We start from the raw sequence: 19,444 nt of genomic DNA on the forward strand, positions 1-19,444 counted from the left end.
ATCCGCGATAAGCGACAGCAAGCTCATGTCAGAATCCTTGCACTCCCTGTTTGCCGAGCCAGGCAACCAGGCCGGCAATGCCAGGATCATGAATAAACGCAACAAGCTGCCGGGCTTTCTCCTTTCCTGTGCCGGGAAGCGCCTGCCAGTCTGCTGCGTTACGCTCACGCATTTTCTGCCACGTCAGGTCTCCCATAGCGTTTAGCGAGGCCTGCGTCAGCGGAACACCCAATGCCATGATCCAACGAATAAAGGGTCGCTCACGTACCAGATTAAAGCGATGCCAGAGCGCCAGCCCACGTGCTGCGGAAAACCCCGGGGTAGACTCCAGCTGCGCCTGCGTTAATGTCAGCCATGAGAAGATATGTTCAAAATGATGCGCCTGATGCAGCGCCCGCCAGCCTGACTCACCGACTCCTTCAATATTCAGCACGTGCTTTGAACTAAGCCACGTCAGGCGGGCAAAGAACTGCTCCATACACGCCGGCGAGGCGTAAAAACAGCTCTGCGCATGATAATGCGAGGCCGGAGGTGTGGGCTTTTGTCTCTCTTCCCCCCGCCAGACCACCTTATCGAACCGCGGGATACCCTGCCCGGCCAGACTGACCTGTATCTGATCACCCGTCGCAATATCCAGCCTTTGCCAGCGTTCAACGGACCCAAGACTGACCCGCTGTACCTGCTTATCATCCAGCAGGACAGGGACCAGCGCCGCCACGACCGAGATTTTTCCCGTGCGCCCCACGGCAAAATGAATATCTCTTACTTCGGCAATCTGTGCGACCGGGGGGTATTTCCATGCGACGACCCAGCTGCCTTCTCCGGGCAACCAGTTTTCGCCGGGAGGAGCATCCGCGGACCGCACCACAATGCCGTCCGTGGCAAAGGGTAATGCCGTGTTGTGCCACGTCGAGCGCTGTTTCTCGACTGCATCAACAGTCTGTACAGGCAGGGTATAACGCGCCGTCAGGGAAAAGCCGGCTTGAGATAACTCAGACAGCGCACTCGACATCACTTTCGGCCCATCCGGCCAGGCCCAGATAAATATCCCTGTCTGGCTCAGAAGCGGATTGTCCTTTTGCCGCATCATCGCGCCCGCCACTTTTGCCCGTGCGTTCATTCCCCCCATCTGTCGCTGAAGATGGTTGTCACGTAACCAAAAAAGCTCCCCCTGTAAGACGCTGTTGGCCAGCGCACCGGTCACTTTTTTGGGCACTGCGGGAATTAAATACACTTGTGCAGTCCAGTCCTCACCTTTTAGCCCATCACCACGACTGATAGCCTGGGTTAACTTTCCGTCGCGATACACCAGCGTCACGGCCACCCCGTCGACTTTTGGCTGCATCCAGAGAGTGTCACGACCACGCATCCACTGGCGTAGCTCTTCTTTACTGCCCGCTTTATGCACTCCCGTATGGGCAACAGGATGTCTTACGCTCCCCGTTAGAACCGGTAAGGCCTCCTCAGAAGGTATATCGCCGAAGCAGCGCTGCCACTGCTTTAAACGGCCATTGAGCTGGTCATAGACGTCGTCATTCACCTCGCTCACGCCCTGCTTCCAGTAGGCATCATCCCAGCGTTTGACTTGCGCACTCAACGTCGCAATCTCTTTCTCTGCTTTTGCCTGAGACCACACGGGACACACCGCCGCACCGTAGCCGCACCACAACAGCATTAATCCGCTCATCCATCGCCACATCGCCACCCCTCCTTTGCGTTGGTGGAGGTATAACCCGACGCGGAAAACCGTGCTAATGGCAATCTTTCACTCTGCGAGGCGTTGTCAGACGTTTATTTTTATTGCTGCAAAACAGCTGTAAAACCTGAAAACGGCGCGCAAAATTCAATAATGCAGGGGAAAAAGTGTGACAAAGGCTACGTCACACAGCGGCGACGTGTATAATAAGCCCGTATGTAGGACTTCTTCGTTAACACATACAAAAGACTCTCATGGCTCAAGGCACGCTTTATATTGTTTCTGCCCCTAGTGGCGCGGGTAAATCCAGCCTTATTCAGGCACTGTTAAAAACCCAACCGTTGTACGACACACAGGTTTCTGTTTCTCACACCACGCGTAAACCGCGTCCGGGTGAAGTGCACGGTGAACACTATTTCTTTGTTGATCACGATGAATTCAGAGCGATGATTGGCAGAGACGCGTTTCTTGAACACGCAGAAGTTTTCGGTAACTACTACGGCACTTCGCGTGAAACCATTGAGCAGGTTCTGGCCACGGGCGTAAATGTGTTCCTGGATATCGACTGGCAGGGTGCACAGCAGATTCGCAAGAAAATGCCTGATTCACGCAGTATCTTTATTTTACCGCCATCGAAAGATGAGCTGGATCGCCGACTGCGTGGCCGCGGTCAGGACAGCGAGGAAGTGATCGCCCGGCGTATGGAGCAGGCAGTTGCAGAAATGAGCCATTACGCGGAATATGATTACCTTATTGTGAATGATGATTTTGATGCCGCGCTGAGCGATCTCAAAACCATTCTTCGCGCAGAACGCTTGCGTATGAGCCGCCAGAAGCAGCGACATGACGCATTAATCACCAAACTGTTGGCAGACTGAACCCACTTTCAGTATCATGCCCAGTCATTTCTTCACCTGTGGAGCATTTTAAGTATGGCACGCGTAACTGTTCAGGACGCTGTAGAGAAAATTGGTAACCGTTTTGACCTGGTGCTGGTCGCCGCGCGTCGCGCTCGTCAGATGCAGGTAGGCGGTAAAGATCCGCTGGTACCGGAAGAAAACGATAAAACTACCGTTATTGCACTTCGCGAAATCGAAGAAGGTCTGATCAACAATCAGATCCTCGACGTACGTGAGCGCCAGGAGCAGCAAGAGCAGGAAGCCGCAGAACTGCAGGCCGTAACCGCCATTGCTGAAGGTCGTCGTTAATTAAACCTGCGGGTCGCCCTTGTATCTGTTTGAAAGCCTGAATCAACTGATTCAAACTTACCTGCCTGAAGACCAGATTAAGCGTCTTCAGCAGGCGTATCTCGTTGCACGTGACGCTCACGAGGGCCAGGCACGTTCAAGCGGTGAACCCTATATCACGCACCCGGTAGCGGTGGCCTGTATTCTGGCCGAGATGAAACTCGACTACGAAACGCTGATGGCTGCCCTGCTGCATGATGTGATCGAAGATACCCCTGCCACCTACCAGGATATGGAACAGCTGTTTGGCAAAAGCGTTGCCGAGCTGGTGGAAGGGGTCTCTAAGCTTGATAAGCTGAAATTCCGCGACAAGAAAGAGGCGCAAGCCGAAAACTTTCGCAAGATGATTATGGCGATGGTGCAGGATATCCGCGTCATTCTTATCAAACTTGCTGACCGTACCCACAATATGCGCACGCTGGGCTCACTTCGCCCGGACAAACGTCGCCGCATTGCCCGTGAAACCCTCGAAATCTACAGTCCGCTGGCGCACCGTTTAGGTATCCACCACATTAAAACCGAGCTGGAAGAGCTGGGTTTTGAAGCGTTATACCCGAACCGCTATCGCGTGATTAAAGAGGTGGTGAAAGCCGCACGCGGCAACCGTAAAGAGATGATTCAAAAGATCCTCTCTGAAATTGAAGGGCGTTTACAGGAAGCGGGAATTCCGTGCCGCGTCAGCGGTCGCGAAAAACATCTGTACTCCATCTACTGCAAAATGGTGCTCAAAGAGCAGCGTTTTCATTCGATCATGGATATTTACGCGTTCCGCGTGATCGTCCACGACTCTGATACCTGCTACCGCGTGCTGGGCCAGATGCACAGCCTGTACAAACCGCGTCCAGGACGCATGAAAGATTATATCGCCATTCCAAAAGCGAACGGCTATCAATCTTTGCACACCTCGATGATCGGTCCACACGGCGTGCCTGTTGAAGTGCAGATCCGCACCGAAGACATGGACCAGATGGCGGAGATGGGTGTGGCTGCACACTGGGCTTATAAAGAGCACGGTGGTGAAAGCAGTACAACCGCACAAATCCGCGCCCAGCGCTGGATGCAAAGCCTGCTGGAGCTGCAGCAGAGTGCGGGTAGCTCGTTTGAATTTATCGAGAGCGTTAAATCCGATCTCTTCCCGGATGAGATTTACGTTTTCACCCCAGAAGGCCGCATTGTCGAACTGCCTGCAGGCGCGACGCCGGTCGACTTTGCTTACGCCGTGCATACCGATATCGGCCACGCCTGCGTGGGCGCGCGTGTCGACAGGCAGCCTTATCCGCTCTCTCAGCCGCTTTCCAGCGGCCAGACGGTGGAAATTATTACCGCACCGGGCGCACGTCCGAACGCGGCCTGGCTGAACTTTGTCGTGAGTTCCAAAGCACGCGCCAAAATCCGCCAGTTGCTGAAAAACCTCAAGCGCGATGATTCTGTCAGCCTGGGGCGTCGTCTGCTCAACCATGCGTTGGGTGGTAGCCGTAAGCTGGCTGAGATCCCGAAAGAGAACATTCAGCGTGAGCTGGAGCGCATGAAGCTCGCCTCGCTTGATGACCTGCTGGCAGAAATCGGCCTCGGCAACGCCATGAGCGTGGTCGTGGCGAAGAACCTGCAGCAGGGTGATACCACGGCGATCCCGACGACGACGCAAAGCCACGGTCATCTGCCGATCAAAGGCGCGGACGGCGTACTTATCACCTTCGCGAAATGTTGCCGTCCTATCCCGGGTGACCCGATTATTGCGCACGTCAGTCCGGGTAAAGGGCTGGTTATCCACCACGAATCCTGTCGTAACATCCGCGGCTATCAAAAAGAGGCGGAGAAGTTCATGGCAGTCGAGTGGGATAAAGAGACGGCACAGGAATTTATCACCGAAATTAAGGTGGATATGTTCAACCACCAGGGTGCCCTGGCGAACCTGACGGCAGCAATCAATACGGCCTCTTCCAACATTCAGAGCCTGAACACGGAAGAGAAAGATGGCCGCGTCTACAGCGCCTTTATTCGTCTGACCGCCCGTGACCGCGTGCATCTGGCGAACATTATGCGCAAGATCCGCGTGATGCCGGACGTGATTAAAGTCACCCGTAACCGAAACTAGACTTATGAATTCAAAACGTTACGAGCGTATCTGCGAAATGCTCGCCAGGCGTCAGCCTGACCTTACGGTCTGCATGGAGCAGGTCCACAAACCTCATAACGTCTCTGCAATTGTCCGTACCGCAGACGCCGTAGGCGTGCATGAAGTGCACGCCGTCTGGCCGGGTGCCCGCATGCGAACCATGGCTTCAACTGCCGCAGGCAGTAACAGCTGGGTGTCCGTCAAAACCCATCAGACTATTGGCGAAGCCGTATCGCACCTGAAAGGTCGCGGTATGCAGGTCCTGGCCACTAACCTGTCCGCAAAAGCCGTCGATTTTCGTGAGATCGACTACACCCGCCCGACCTGTATTTTGATGGGTCAGGAGAAAACCGGGATCACCCAGGAAGCGCTGGATCTGGCGGATCAGGATATCATCATCCCCATGATCGGCATGGTGCAGTCTCTCAATGTCTCCGTGGCCTCTGCGCTCATTCTCTATGAAGCGCAGCGCCAGCGTCAGAACGCGGGCATGTACAAGCGCAGCAACAGCATGCTGCCGGAAGAGGAGCAGCAGCGCCTGCTGTTCGAAGGTGGTTACCCGGTGCTGGCTCGCGTCGCGAAACAAAAAAAACTGCCTTACCCCCACGTCAACGCGCAGGGCGAAATTGAAGCCGATGCCGAGTGGTGGGCCACCATGCAGTACGCAGGATAACCGATGAAAGGCCGTCTGCTGGATGCCATACCGCTCAATAGCCTGACGGGCGTAGGTGCGGCGCAAAGCAGTAAACTGGCAAAAATTGGCCTGCATACCGTGCAGGATCTCCTGCTCCATCTCCCCCTGCGTTATGAAGACCGCACCCAACTCTATAAGATTGGCGATCTGCTGCCTGCCATTTACGCCACCGTTGAAGGCGAAGTACTGAACTGCAATATCACCTTTGGCGGACGCCGGATGATGACCTGTCAGATCAGCGACGGCACCGGCATTCTCACTATGCGCTTTTTCAACTTCAATGCGGCCATGAAAAACAGCCTTGCGACCGGTCGCAGGGTGCTGGCCTATGGTGAAGCCAAACGCGGGAAATATGGCGCAGAGATGATCCACCCGGAGTATCGCGTTCAGGGAGATCTGAGCACGCCGGAGCTGCAGGAGACCCTAACCCCGGTTTATCCGACGACCGAAGGCATCAAGCAGGCAACGCTGCGTAAACTCACCGACCAGGCGCTGGAACTGCTGGATACCTGCGCCATTACCGAGCTACTGCCGCCTGAGCTGGCTCAGGGCATGATGAGTCTGCCCGAGGCGCTGCGCACCCTGCACCGCCCGCCGCCAACCCTGCAGCTTAGTGACCTGGAAAGCGGCAAACACCCCGCTCAACGGCGTCTTATCCTTGAGGAATTATTGGCTCATAACCTGAGCATGCTGGCGGTACGGGCGGGCGCGCAGCGTTTTCATGCCCAGCCCTTAAGCCCGCGAGATGAACTCAAAGATAAGCTGCTGGCCTCACTGCCGTTTAAACCCACCGGTGCACAGGCACGCGTCACGGCCGAGATCGAACGCGATATGGCGCTTGATGTGCCCATGATGCGCCTGGTTCAGGGGGATGTGGGGTCCGGTAAAACGCTGGTTGCAGCCCTGGCTGCCCTGCGCGCAATTGCCCACGGCAGGCAGGTGGCGCTAATGGCCCCCACCGAACTGCTGGCTGAACAGCACGCTAATAACTTCCGCGCGTGGTTTGCCCCGCTTGGGATTGAAGTGGGCTGGCTTGCCGGGAAGCAAAAAGGTAAAGCGCGTCAGGCACAACAGGACGCCATTGCCAGCGGTCAGGTACAGATGATTGTCGGCACGCACGCGATTTTCCAGGAGCAGGTACAGTTTAATGGTCTTGCCCTGGTGATTATCGACGAACAACACCGCTTCGGTGTACACCAGCGTCTGGCGCTGTGGGAGAAAGGGCTGCAGCAGGGCTTCCACCCGCATCAGCTGATCATGACTGCCACACCTATCCCGCGCACCCTGGCAATGACCGCCTACGCCGATCTCGATACATCGACCATCGACGAACTGCCGCCGGGCCGTACACCGGTCACCACGGTCGCCATTCCGGACACACGCCGCAGCGATATCATCGACCGCGTGCGCAACGCCTGCACTCACGAAGGCCGTCAGGCCTACTGGGTCTGCACGTTAATTGAAGAGTCTGAACTGCTTGAAGCGCAGGCCGCGGAAGCGACGTGGGAAGAGCTGAAGCTGGCGCTGCCCGAGCTGAACGTGGGTCTGGTTCACGGGCGGATGAAGCCTACTGAGAAACAGGCGGTGATGCAGTCGTTCAAACAGGGTGAACTGCATTTGCTGGTTGCCACAACGGTGATTGAAGTGGGCGTAGACGTGCCCAATTCCAGCCTGATGATCATCGAAAACCCGGAACGTCTTGGCCTTGCGCAACTCCATCAGCTGCGCGGCCGCGTTGGCCGCGGTGCTGTCGCCTCTCACTGCGTGCTGCTCTACAAAGCACCGCTCTCGAAAACCGCACAGATGCGTTTGCAGGTGCTGCGCGACAGTAACGACGGTTTTGTGATTGCACAAAAAGACCTGGAGATCCGCGGCCCAGGCGAACTGCTGGGCACGCGTCAGACGGGTAATGCCGAATTCAAAGTGGCGGATTTACTGCGCGATCAGGCCATGATCCCCGAAGTTCAGCGCCTCGCACGCCATATTCATGAGCGCTACCCCGAAAAGGCGGCAGCGTTAATTGAGCGCTGGATGCCGGAAACCGAACGCTATTCCAACGCCTGATCTCAGGCAAACATCGGCAGCATCAGGTAAAGCTTGATCACCAGCGCGTTGACGATATCAATGAAGAACGCCCCGACCATCGGGACCACCAGAAACGCCATATGCGAAGGCCCAAAACGTTCGGTGATCGCCTGCATGTTGGCGATAGCCGTCGGCGTTGCCCCCAGACCAAACCCACAATGCCCCGCCGCCAGCACTGCTGCATCGTAGTTTTTGCCCATCATGCGCCAGGTCACAAACATGGCGTAGAACGCCATAAACAGCGCCTGAACGGCCAGAATAGCCACCATCGGCAGCGCCAGTGAGGCCAGCTCCCAGAGCTTGAGGCTCATCAGGGCCATCGCCAGGAACAGCGACAGGCAGACGTTACCAAGCACCGATACGGCACGTTCAAATACGCGGTAGAAACCCATCAGCGCCAGACCGTTACTCAGCAGCACCCCAACAAACAGCACGCACACAAACGTCGGGAGCTCGAACGCTGAACCTGCCAGCCATTGCGCAACCACTTTGCCCACCGTCAGGCAGATGGCAATCATCGCGATAGTTTCAATCAACACCAGCGAAGTGATGGTGCGTCCGACGTCGGGTTTTTCAAAGGCAGTGGGCACCAGCTCATCGTCCGGTCTTCCGTCTGGCGTACCAGAGTGCTTCACCAGATACCGCGCCACCGGCCCGCCGATCAGGCCGCCCAGCACCAGACCGAAGGTGGCGCAGGCCATCGCCACTTCGGTGGCGTTTTCAAAGCCGTAGCGCTCAGTGAACAGCTTGCTCCATGCCGCCCCGGTACCGTGGCCACCAGAGAGGGTGATTGATCCGGCCAGCAGCCCCATCAGCGGATCCAGCCCCAGCAGCGTGGCCATCCCGATACCAATGGCGTTTTGCATCACTAGCAGCCCTACCACCACGATCAGAAATACGCCGAGCACTTTGCCACCCATCCGCAGGCTCGCCAGGTTGGCATTCAGGCCAATGGTGGCAAAGAAGGCCAGCATCAGCGGATCTTTCAGGGACATATCAAAATCAATTTCCCAGCCCATGCTTTTCTTCAGCACCAGCAGGGCCAGCGCCACCAGCAGTCCGCCGGCAACAGGTTCAGGAATGGTGTATTTCTTCAGAAGGGAAACGCTGTGTACGAGCTTACGGCCAAGCAGTAAGACCAGCGTTGCGGCAACAAGGGTCGACAACGTATCGAGATGAATCATAAAAGGCTCCTGTTATGCGCGTGTTCCATACACACGCGGCGTTATCCTGGGCCGGCTTGCGCTCGTCATGAGCCGCCGGCGCAAAAAGTGTAATTTTTTTTCCCCATGGGTTGTAGAAAACCTGCTCACAGCGGCAGATTTTCTTGTCTTTTTTTGTTGGCAATCGTTTGCTTTTACCAGGTGGTCAGATAAAATGCCCGCTTTTCCACCGTGGGATTGCCGCCGATGTCCGTTAACACCCTTGAGTCTCCCGATGCGCAACCGATTGCTCAGAAGCAAAATAGCGAACTGATTTACCGCCTTGAAGACCGTCCGCCTCTTCCTCAGACGCTCTTTGCCGCCTGCCAACACCTGCTGGCTATGTTCGTTGCGGTGATCACCCCGGCGCTGCTGATCTGCCAGGCGCTTGGTTTACCGGCTCAGGATACACAGCACATCATCAGTATGTCCCTCTTTGCCTCCGGCGTGGCGTCCATTATTCAAATTAAAGCGTGGGGGCCGGTGGGGTCTGGATTGTTGTCGATCCAGGGCACCAGTTTTAACTTCGTCGCACCGCTGATCATGGGCGGTACAGCCCTCAAAACCGGCGGCGCGGATGTTCCGACCATGATGGCGGCGCTGTTTGGCACGCTGATGCTGGCCAGCTGCACCGAGATGGTGATCTCCCGGGTACTGCACCTGGCGCGTCGCGTGATCACACCGCTGGTATCCGGCGTGGTGGTGATGATCATTGGCCTGTCGCTGATTCAGGTTGGCCTGACCTCCATCGGTGGCGGTTATGCGGCAATGAGCGACCACACTTTTGGTGCACCGAAAAACCTGCTGCTGGCCGGCGTGGTGCTGGCAATCATTATTCTGCTTAACCGTCAGCGTAACCCGTATCTGCGTGTGGCATCGCTGGTGATCGCCATGGCGGCCGGTTATCTGCTGGCCTGGGCGCTGGGTATGCTACCGGAGAACACCCCGCAGACCAACAGTGCGCTGATCACCATTCCAACGCCGCTGTACTACGGCCTGGGCATTGACTGGGGTCTGCTGCTGCCGCTGATGCTGGTCTTTATGATCACCTCGCTGGAGACGATTGGCGATATCACCGCCACGTCTGATGTCTCCGAGCAGCCGGTCTCCGGCCCGCTGTATATGAAACGCCTGAAAGGCGGCGTACTGGCGAACGGCCTGAACTCGTTTGTCTCTGCGGTCTTCAACACCTTCCCGAACTCCTGCTTCGGCCAGAACAACGGCGTGATCCAGCTGACTGGCGTTGCCAGCCGCTACGTCGGTTTTGTGGTGGCGCTTATGCTGATCGTCCTCGGCCTGTTCCCGGCGGTAAGCGGTTTTGTGCAGCATATACCTGAACCGGTGCTGGGCGGCGCAACGCTGGTGATGTTCGGGACCATCGCGGCTTCCGGTGTACGTATCGTCTCTCGCGAACCGCTGAACCGCCGCGCCATCATGATCATTGCCCTGTCGCTGGCCGTGGGTCTGGGTGTTTCACAGCAACCGCTGATCCTGCAGTTTGCCCCGGACTGGGTGAAAAACCTGCTCTCTTCCGGCATTGCGGCAGGCGGTATCACCGCGATTGTTCTGAACCTCGTTTTCCCGCCTGAGAAAAATTGATCGCCCTCACGGCAGGCTGTCAACGCCTGCCGTGACATCTCTTTACACCATTCCCGCCTTGAGCATTGCGCATAAATCGTGCATAACTCCCTTATGTGCGTTTCGCGGGATGGAAGACCATGAAATTTATTGGAAAGGTACTCGTCTATCTTCTGGTGGCCCTGCTCATTGTGGTGCTGGCGCTCTATATTCTGCTCCAGACCCGCTGGGGAGCATCTCAGGCCAGCAACTGGATAACGGTGAATACCGATTACGAACTCAATTTCGACCTGATGGATCACCGCTTTTCGTCACCTTCCCACATCATTCTGGAAAACGTCACGTTTGGCCGCGACGGTAAACCCGCCACGCTGGTGGCCAAGAAAGTCGATATTGGTCTGAGTAGCCGACAGGTCACCGATCCGCTGCACATGGACACCATTACCCTGTTCGATGGCACGCTTAATCTTTCTCCTCAGACGGCACCGCTCCCGTTCCAGGCGGACCGTTTGCAGTTGAACAACATGGCCTTTAACAGCCCCAATACGGAATGGGATCTTAGCGCACAGAAAGTGACGGGCGGCGTCAGCCCGTGGCAGCCAGAAGCAGGCAATGTGCTGGGTAAAAACGCACAGATCCAGGTGAGCGCAGGCTCGCTTACCCTGAATGGCGTGCCGGCCACCAACGTGCTGATCCAGGGACAACTCAACGGCAAAGAGGTGGTGCTGAACACCATTGGTGCCGATATGGCGCGCGGTTCGCTCACCGGGTCCGCCCTGCGCAACGCTGACGGCAGCTGGATTATCGACACCATGCGTCTGAATGAGATCCGCCTGCAAAGCGATAAGTCACTGGTGGATTTCTTCGCGCCTCTGACCACCATTCCCTCGCTGCAGATTGGCCGTCTGGAAGTGACTGACGCACGCCTGCAGGGGCCGGACTGGGCGGTGACCGATCTCGATTTAAGCCTGCGCAACCTGACACTCAGCAAAGGCGACTGGCAAAGCCAGGAGGGGCGTTTGTCCATGAACGCCAGCGAGTTTATTTATGGCTCTCTGCATCTGTTCGACCCGATCATGAATGCGGAGTTCTCCCCGCAAGGCGTGGCGCTGCGCCAGTTTACCTCCCGCTGGGAGGGCGGCATGGTACGTGCTTCCGGCAACTGGCTGCGCGAGGGTAACGCGCTGGTGCTGGATGATGTTGCCATCGCCGGGCTGGAATACACCCTGCCACAGAACTGGAAAAAGCTGTGGATGGAGCCGTTACCGGAATGGCTTAACAGCCTGACGCTGAAAAAATTCGGCCTGAGCCGCAACCTGGTTATCGATATCGACCCGGCCTTCCCGTGGCAAATCACCTCTCTTGATGGCTATGGTGCGAACCTGCAGCTGGCGAAAGATCGCCAGTGGGGCGTATGGGGTGGCAGTGCAACGCTGAACGGCGCGGCGGCGACCTTTAACCGCGTGGACGTGCGTCGTCCGTCGCTGGCGCTGAACGCTAACGCCTCAACGGTAAACATTACCGACCTGAGTGCTTTCACCGAAAAAGGCATTCTGGAAGCCACGGCGACGGTTTCACAGCTTCCGCCACGGCAGACCACAATCAGCCTGAACGGACGCGGCGTGCCGCTCAACGTGCTGCAGGCGTGGGGCTGGCCGGCGCTACCCATTGGCGGTGATGGCAATATCCAGCTAACCGCCAGCGGCAGCGTGCAGGCCAACGCACCGCTGAAACCGACGGTTAACGGGAAACTGAACGCGGTAAATATGGATAAACAGCAGGTGCAACAGACGATGACGGGGGGAGAGGTGTCGACACTATCCTCGCCCCAGCCCTCTCCCTGAAAGGAAGAAGAAGCAAACCCTTCCCTCCCCCCGTTGGGGAGAGGGTTAGGGTGAGGAAAATTAAAGGTGTACCACCACCTCATTACCCTCCGCTTTCACCACCACGCCCCACTCGCTCCCGGCCTCTGAGCCGCCTTTTACACCACTCAGTTTCTGCACGTTGCGCAAGCAGACCGACCAGGTTCGCGCGTCACCTGTGCCGGTAATGGTCACGGTGTCGCCACTGCGTGTGGCTTTCAGCGTAAATGCCACAGAACCGTCCGCCGCAGGCACTTCGCTCACCGCCATCGCGCCATCGCCCAGGTTAAACAGCTGGAAAGCTGTTCCCTCGTTCCAGGCGTAGTCCGGTTTCTGTTGATTGTTGCCCAACGCCAGCAGGGTGTTATCGCGCACATAGACCGGCAGGCTGCGGAAATCATGCTGCTGTTTATGCCAGCGGCTGCCCTTGATTTCATCGTTATGCCAGAGATGGGTCCAGCGCCCTTCCGGCAGATAAAACTGCACGTCACCGGCCTCAGAAAACACCGGGGCTACCATCACCGACTCCCCCAGCATGTACTGACGGTCGAGGTAATCGCATGCCGGATCGTCCGGGAACTCCAGCATCATCGCCCGCAGCATCGGTGTGCCATACTCGCGAGCCAGGGCAGCCTGGCGATAGAGATACGGCATCATCTGACATTTCAGCTGAGTGAAGTGACGCACCACATCACAGGACTCATCATCGTACGCCCACGGTACGCGGTAAGATTTGCTGCCATGCAGGCGGCTGTGGCTGGATAACAGCCCAAACGCGCACCAGCGTTTGTAGACGTGTGCCGGCGCGGTGTTCTCAAACCCACCGATGTCATGGCTCCAGAAGCCAAAGCCGGACAGACCAATCGACAGCCCGCCGCGCAGGCTTTCCGCCATCGACTCGTAGTTGGCGTAACAGTCGCCACCCCAGTGCACCGGGAACTGTTGCGCACCTACCGACGCCGAGCGGGCAAACAGCACCGCCTCATCCGCGCCCACCGTTTCTTTCAGTACGTTCCACACCAGTTCGTTATAAAGGTATGCGTAGTGGTTGTGCATCTTCTGCGGATCGGAACCGTCAAACCACTGGACGTCCGTCGGGATGCGCTCGCCAAAGTCGGTCTTAAAGCAGTCGACGCCAATATCCACCAGGCCCTTCAGCTTGTCGGCATACCACCGGCACGCGTCCGGGTTAGTGAAGTCATAAATCGCCAGGCCCGGCTGCCATTTGTCCCACTGCCACAGGGAACCGTCCGGGCGCTTGAGCAGGTAGCCCTTCTCTTTCAGTTCGCGAAATACCGGCGACTTCTGGCCGATGTACGGGTTAATCCACACGCAAACCTTCAGCCCTTTCTCCTTCAGGCGGCGGATCATCCCTTCCGGATCCGGGAAGGTCACCGGGTCCCACTCAAAATCACACCACTGGAAGGCCTTCATCCAGAAGCAGTCGAAGTGGAAGACATGCAGCGGCAGGTCGCGCTCCGCCATGCCATCAATAAAGCTGTTCACCGTGGCTTCATCGTAGTTAGTGGTAAACGAAGTCGTGAGCCACAGGCCGAAGGACCATGCCGGGGGCAGTGCCGGGCGCCCGGTGAAGCGCGTATAACGGTTCAGGACCTCTTTTGGCGTCGGGCCGTCGATCACAAAGTACTCGAGATATTCACCTTCTACGCTGAACTGCACTTTGGAGACCTTCTCGGAGCCAATTTCAAACGACACGTTTTCCGGGTGGTTCACCAGTACCCCGTAGCCGCGGTTGGTCAGATAGAACGGGATATTTTTGTATGACTGCTCGGTACTGGTGCCGCCGTCGCGGTTCCAGGTCTCGACCGTCTGGCCGTTACGCACCAGCGCGGTAAAGCGCTCGCCGAGGCCGTAGACCGTTTCACCTACGCCCAGATCCAGACGCTCAAAAACATAATGACGATCGGTACGGGTATCCTGCACGTAACCGTTGTTTTTCAGCTGACTGCCGGTAATACGCTGTCCGTTGCGCAGAAAATCCAGCGCCCAGCACTCTCCTTTGGTGACGCGCACGCTGAGGTGACCGCTTTTCAGCTCAGCAAATTCGGCATTGTTTTCAATCTCAACGTTCATCTCTTTGATGACATTCAGAGGATAGTGCGGACCGTTGTTCAGCGCGCCCTGGAAGTGCTCGATACGCACGCCGACAATCCCTTCCTGCGGGGAGAAAAGACGGACAGTGAACATCAGGGTATCAAGCTGCCAGGTACGTTCTCGTACATCACGCGGCGCCACGTACACCACAAGGTCATTGCCCTGCTGCTCTACATCGAACACCTGAACCGGGCAGGTGACGTTCAGGCCCGGTTGAATGAGCCAGTTTCCATCACTGATTTTCATACTCTCGTCCTCTTAGTTCTGTAATTCTTTACTCACCGGCAGGTTGTCAAACTCCTGCTGATTGCGGCGCGCGCCGTGTGCCAGCTCGCTCATGATTTTGGTCAGGAAAGGCGTTTTCAGGGTGTAGTAGCGTTTGGCGATGATGGCGCTCAGCACGTAGCAGACCGCCGGGGCCAGGGTGAACAGGCCGATAATGATGCTGATGGTCGCGCTGTTCTGGGTTTTAGCTGCGGCGTCATAACCCCCCCCTGCCAGCATCCAGCCGATCATCGCCCCACCCAGCGCCAGGCCGAGTTTCAACACAAACAGCGTGCCCGCGAAGCTGATGCCGGTAAGACGTTTGCCGTTGGTCCATTCGCCGTAGTCGACGGTATCGGACATCATGACCCACTGGATCGGCGTCACCAGCTGATGCAGCACCCCAATCACAAAGATGAAGGTGAACATCACCACCGTGGCATGCATGGGAACGAAGAACATCGCCACGCTGACCACCGCCAGGGCGGCGTTGGTCCACCAGAAGATGCTGACCTTGCATTTCCAGTCGGTGAGCGGTTTCGCCAGCGCAGAGCCAATCAGGTTGCCGACACAGTAGGTGGTGAGGAACGCGACAAAGATTTCCGGCGAGCCCATGATCCAGGTGCAGTAGTACATCATCGCGCCACCACGCACGCAGACGGCGAGGATATTGAGAATGGTCAGCACACCAACAATACGCCACTGGTCGTTATGCCAGATATCTCGCAGGTCTTCGCGCATGGAGGTGGTGCTCGGCGGCACCTGGATGCGCTCTTTGGTGGTGAAGAAGCAGAACGCCAGCATCAGGAACGCGACCACCGACAGCACGGCGATCCCGCCCTGGAAACCGAACGCTTTGTCATCGCCACCAATCAGGTTAACCAGCGGCATCATCAGTACCGTCGAGAGCATGCCGCCCGCGGTCGCCAGCACAAAGCGCCAGGACTGCAGGGAGATACGCTGCGTCGGGTCGTTGGTGATCACCCCGCCCAGTGCACAATAAGGGATGTTAACCACGGTATAGAGCAGCGTCAGCAGCGTGTAGGTAATGGCGGCATAGATCATTTTGCCGTTGAGGCTGAGGTCCGGTGTGGTGTAGGCCAGCACGCAGACAATGCCGAACGGGATAGCTCCGAACAGTATCCACGGCCGGAATTTACCCCAGCGGCTGCGGGTGCGGTCAGCGATCAGGCCCATGCACGGGTCCGAAATCGCATCCAGCGCACGTGCCAGCAGGAACATCGTGCCGACAAACCCGGCAGGAATGCCGAAGATATCGGTATAGAAAAACATCATGTACAACATAACGTTATCGAAAATGATGTGGCTGGCGGCGTCACCCATGCCGTAACCAATCTTCTCTTTTACTGACAATACGTCGCTCATTTTTTTATCCTTCACGCTGTAGGGGGCGCTGAGACCGGTTACAGATTTTTAAACCATTGTTTCAGGAGCGGGTATTGCGTTTTCTGGTTAGCTGGTTACGTTTCTTGTTTTTTGTGATCGCGGTAAATATTGACGAGCACGAAATGCTAACCTGAGGATTTTCTTAGGAATTAACTGAAACAGGGGTGTTAAGGTCAAAAGAGAGGTGAAAAAAGTGTGCCGGGGTATGTGGTAAATGCCTGAAAGTAGCTATAATGCGCCCCGCCTCCATGTAGCAATGCAGGCGCGGAAGATCGTCATCTCCGGTGAGGTGGCTGGACTTCAAATCCAGTTGGGGACGCCAGCGTTCCCGGGCAGGTTCGACTCCTGTGATCTTCCGCCAAAATTCTTTGAAGAGATTTTTCTCATATTTGTTCCACCATTAAACTCAAATAATAATTAAATCTATTCACTAAAATTTTTATGTGACTCTTCTGCTTTTCAGTAATTTTTAAGTCATCCTTTTTCGTTTTTTCACCCACAAATATTCAGGCATTAAACTTTACCCATGTGTTTCAAATAATTAATTACGTTGATGTTTATTTGTTCGGTTATATTACGAATATCATAATAGCCAAACTTTAATCGTGAGGTATAATTCCTGAACGACAAAACGCGTTGCATTTCATATCTAACGAGTAGGATATCTGCGTTAAGTTAGCATTCACTCACCCAACCGCATATGCAGCAACGGAAACGCATTCCCCTGTCCGTCCCGTTCTGAGCGCCCCACCTGCACAAACCCCATATGCTGATAAAACGCAACGCCCTGCGGGTTTTGCTCGTTTACATCCACTTCATTCGCACCAAAATGCGCAATGGCATAGTTCAGCAGTAATTTCCCCACACCTTTTCCCCGGCTCGCATCATCCACAAACAGCATTTCAATGCGGTTTTCATCGACGCCTAAAAAGCCATGAATAACACCCGCTTCATCGCGGGCAATCATAACCTTGAGATTGGGCAGATAGGCATTGAGCAATAACGGGCGCAGGGCCGCAATATCGCTTTCCTGTAAAAAGTGGTGGGTGGCACGAACGGAAGACTCCCAGATCGCGACCAGGCGTTCGAAGTGTGAGGGGTGTGCAGTATCTATTTTCATGAGGGGGATCATTATAGAGCGCAGCGATTAAATCAAGTATCCAGAAGCATGGAGGCAATAAAATGAAGACCTTAAATGAAGTAATAAACTCTCGAACCTGTGAAAGTCGAGAGCGTATCAAGGAAATGGCCCGGAAGTTGGTTCAGGAGACTGGTCAGCAGATAGAGCATGAAAAGCAAGAATCCCCAACAGACATTGAGAATAAAGAAACCAGCTAATCCTTCATGGTAGTTGTTCGGGTAAACCGAACAACTGAGGAAGGGTAAATATTCTAGCGCCCTGTCCCCCCTCACCCTAGCCCTCCCCCTCCCCCTCCGGGAGAGGGAACTGACCGTGCGGTTTGTCATCCCCCACCTTAATCTCCATCACCGCATACACCCCGTCTTTCGGGACGACCACAGTGACGTTTTCCACCGGCACGCCTGCCGCGATATGAATATCCTGCAGCTGCCGGAGCGTCCGCGGGTAAATATCCTCCCAGCCGATACAGCGCAAAATAAAATCGATTTGTGGGCTACTGGCCAGCATATTCGAGACAATCACCGCCCCGCCGGGCTTTATCAGCCGCAGCGCACGCTGGAGAAAAATCACCGCATCGGCATCGTTGAAATAGTCGAAAATCCCCAGCGCATCCACCAGTTCGGCCTGATGCTCGCCCAGCTCATGCAGTAAATCTTCGTTACGCACCAGCGTATGGAGCAAGTTGCGCCTGAGCAGGGTCAGCTGTTCACCCACGATAATGCCTTCCTGCGCCGCCATGGTTTCGGCCCAACTGAGCGCCACAGGGTCTTTATCCACCAGCGTCAGATACACCTGCTGGCCGTCGAGCTTCGCCTCGCGCAGCGCCTCCAGCACGGGAATTGCAGCCCCGCTCGCCAGGCTCACCCAATTGTTATCGTTCCCGTTGCGGATGTATTTATCCACCATCGCAGCCAGTACTTTTGCACGGGAGCGCACACCAATGGCATCGTTCGCATGGATAAACCACTGGCGGCTGTCGCTGTCCATTCGGGTTCCGTCTGGCAGGCGCTCCTCCAGCGGGTTTTGCACCACAAAAAGCGCCAGCGCAGAGGGAACCAGCCGGGTACGCCACGCGGTGAGCGCCGGACGATTGCGGTAGGCTTGCCCGGAATAACGGTTCTGTGGGACAAGCACGGCCTGTCCCCCCTCTTCGTATTCAATCAACGGAGGACGAAGCGCCGGGTCGGCTTTCAACGCCCGGTTAATCGAATTGATCTCACGGGCAGTGTCGTCCTTCATCGGCCACTGGTCGCTAATATCCGGAAATGACGCACTGAAAATGGTCATATTTTCCGGTGCGTCGCCGCGAAAAGGCTGCCAGTTCATGTCGTCGTCTCCCGTTGAGCTTCTAACGGAAGTCTATCCAGGCGAGCCAGTAAAACCCTACGAAGAAAGCACGATCTTCACTGCTTAACCCACACCAGCTGATCAACCTTGAAGCCCAGACTGCGTGCGGTATTCAGGTAGTCCTGTTTCACGGCATCCGGAATCGTCGGCGTACGAGACAGGATCCACAGATAGTCGCGGTTCGGCCCGCTCACCAGCGCATACTGGTACTTATCGTCCAGCTTGATCACGTTATAGCCGCCGTAGAAGGGGCCGAAGAACGACACCTTCAGCGCTGCCGTCGTCGGTTCGCCGGTAAAGTACGCTTTGCCTTCACTCTCATTCCACTTGTTTTTAACCGGGTCGAAACCCCGGTTAAGCACGCTGATGCCACCGTCGCTGCGCTCGCCATAGGTGGCGGTCACCTGCTCCAGACCCCGTTCGAAGCGGTTTTCCAGGCGGGCGACTTCATACCACTTGCCGAGATAGCGGCTGGCTTCAAAATTTGAAATGGGCTTTACGCCTTTCGGTGGCGTAGGGGATTTGCAGGCCACCAGAGTCAGGGCAATGGCGACACCCGTCACAACAGGCCATAGTTTCATGAGAATTCCTTTCATTTGCACGGTTGGAAGTAAAGTGTAGTGCACCGTTACGGCGCTTCATCCCGTGAGGGAAAATTCGTAGTATATTGAGAGTATTCCTCCACTCTGG

Annotated in this window: 15 protein-coding genes and 1 tRNA gene; 9 read left to right on the forward strand and 7 right to left on the reverse strand. The window is 56.0% G+C overall.

Features of this window, described 5'->3' with window-relative positions; all coding sequences use genetic code 11:
* Positions 1-28: 28 nt before the first annotated feature.
* Positions 29-1,699 (reverse strand): NAD-dependent DNA ligase LigB, encoded by a 1,671-nt coding sequence (ligB, locus tag QMG44_RS17110; RefSeq protein ID WP_086533079.1) that lies wholly within the window; start codon positions 1,697-1,699, stop codon positions 29-31.
* A 251-nt stretch (positions 1,700-1,950) separates the two neighbouring features.
* Here ligB and gmk point away from each other — a divergent pair, with 251 nt between their 5' ends.
* The 5 genes from gmk to recG are packed head-to-tail and all read left to right on the forward strand — an operon-like array spanning position 1,951 to position 7,817.
* Positions 1,951-2,574: a guanylate kinase gene (gmk, locus tag QMG44_RS17115; RefSeq protein ID WP_014168044.1), complete on the forward strand. Its 624-nt coding sequence runs from the start codon at positions 1,951-1,953 to the stop codon at positions 2,572-2,574.
* Positions 2,575-2,628: 54 nt separating this feature from the next.
* Positions 2,629-2,904 carry a DNA-directed RNA polymerase subunit omega gene (gene rpoZ / locus QMG44_RS17120; protein WP_000135058.1) on the forward strand — a complete coding sequence of 92 codons (276 nt, stop codon included), beginning with the start codon at positions 2,629-2,631 and terminating at the stop codon, positions 2,902-2,904.
* Positions 2,905-2,923: 19 nt separating this feature from the next.
* A complete protein-coding gene (spoT, locus tag QMG44_RS17125) occupies positions 2,924-5,038 on the forward strand; it encodes a bifunctional GTP diphosphokinase/guanosine-3',5'-bis pyrophosphate 3'-pyrophosphohydrolase (protein ID WP_014168043.1) in 2,115 nt (704 codons plus the stop codon).
* Positions 5,039-5,042: 4 nt separating this feature from the next.
* Complete coding sequence (gene trmH, locus QMG44_RS17130) at positions 5,043-5,732, forward strand: tRNA (guanosine(18)-2'-O)-methyltransferase TrmH (protein ID WP_014168042.1); 690 nt, start codon at positions 5,043-5,045, stop codon at positions 5,730-5,732.
* Positions 5,733-5,735: 3 nt separating this feature from the next.
* Complete coding sequence (gene recG / locus QMG44_RS17135) at positions 5,736-7,817, forward strand: ATP-dependent DNA helicase RecG (RefSeq protein ID WP_086533078.1); 2,082 nt, start codon at positions 5,736-5,738, stop codon at positions 7,815-7,817.
* Between the two features lie 2 nt (positions 7,818-7,819).
* Here recG and gltS read toward each other — a convergent pair whose 3' ends face one another.
* Positions 7,820-9,022, reverse strand: coding sequence for a sodium/glutamate symporter (gltS, locus tag QMG44_RS17140; RefSeq protein ID WP_086533077.1), 1,203 nt, complete (start codon positions 9,020-9,022; stop codon positions 7,820-7,822).
* A gap of 225 nt (positions 9,023-9,247) precedes the next feature.
* On the opposite strand from gltS, the gene xanP reads away from it, so the two are divergent.
* Positions 9,248-10,639, forward strand: a complete 1,392-nt coding sequence (gene xanP / locus QMG44_RS17145; RefSeq protein ID WP_032679316.1) for a xanthine/proton symporter XanP — start codon at positions 9,248-9,250, stop codon at positions 10,637-10,639.
* A gap of 119 nt (positions 10,640-10,758) precedes the next feature.
* Positions 10,759-12,462, forward strand: a complete 1,704-nt coding sequence (locus tag QMG44_RS17150; protein WP_086533076.1) for an AsmA family protein — start codon at positions 10,759-10,761, stop codon at positions 12,460-12,462.
* 60 nt (positions 12,463-12,522) lie between these two features.
* Here QMG44_RS17150 and yicI read toward each other — a convergent pair whose 3' ends face one another.
* Together yicI and QMG44_RS17160 are read right to left on the reverse strand one after the other, a co-directional pair.
* Positions 12,523-14,841: an alpha-xylosidase gene (yicI, locus tag QMG44_RS17155; protein WP_086533075.1), complete on the reverse strand. Its 2,319-nt coding sequence runs from the start codon at positions 14,839-14,841 to the stop codon at positions 12,523-12,525.
* A 12-nt stretch (positions 14,842-14,853) separates the two neighbouring features.
* Positions 14,854-16,245 (reverse strand): glycoside-pentoside-hexuronide family transporter, encoded by a 1,392-nt coding sequence (locus QMG44_RS17160; protein WP_020882700.1) that lies wholly within the window; start codon positions 16,243-16,245, stop codon positions 14,854-14,856.
* Positions 16,246-16,532: 287 nt separating this feature from the next.
* On the opposite strand from QMG44_RS17160, the gene QMG44_RS17165 reads away from it, so the two are divergent.
* Positions 16,533-16,627 (forward strand) — tRNA-Sec (locus tag QMG44_RS17165).
* A 321-nt stretch (positions 16,628-16,948) separates the two neighbouring features.
* Here the strand turns inward: QMG44_RS17165 and QMG44_RS17170 are convergent.
* Positions 16,949-17,386: a GNAT family N-acetyltransferase gene (locus QMG44_RS17170; RefSeq protein WP_047355965.1), complete on the reverse strand. Its 438-nt coding sequence runs from the start codon at positions 17,384-17,386 to the stop codon at positions 16,949-16,951.
* Positions 17,387-17,448: 62 nt separating this feature from the next.
* Between QMG44_RS17170 and QMG44_RS17175 the strand changes: the two genes are divergently transcribed.
* Entirely contained in the window at positions 17,449-17,604 is a 156-nt protein-coding gene (locus tag QMG44_RS17175) for a hypothetical protein (protein WP_153852750.1), read from the forward strand.
* Between the two features lie 76 nt (positions 17,605-17,680).
* Here the strand turns inward: QMG44_RS17175 and QMG44_RS17180 are convergent, their stop codons facing one another.
* Positions 17,681-18,733, reverse strand: coding sequence for a class I SAM-dependent methyltransferase (locus QMG44_RS17180; RefSeq protein ID WP_086533074.1), 1,053 nt, complete (start codon positions 18,731-18,733; stop codon positions 17,681-17,683).
* A 77-nt stretch (positions 18,734-18,810) separates the two neighbouring features.
* Positions 18,811-19,335 (reverse strand): lipocalin family protein, encoded by a 525-nt coding sequence (locus tag QMG44_RS17185; protein WP_020882704.1) that lies wholly within the window; start codon positions 19,333-19,335, stop codon positions 18,811-18,813.
* Positions 19,336-19,444 lie beyond the last annotated feature (109 nt).

Source organism: Enterobacter sp. 200527-13, from assembly GCF_027924865.1.
GTDB lineage: Bacteria > Pseudomonadota > Gammaproteobacteria > Enterobacterales > Enterobacteriaceae > Enterobacter > Enterobacter ludwigii.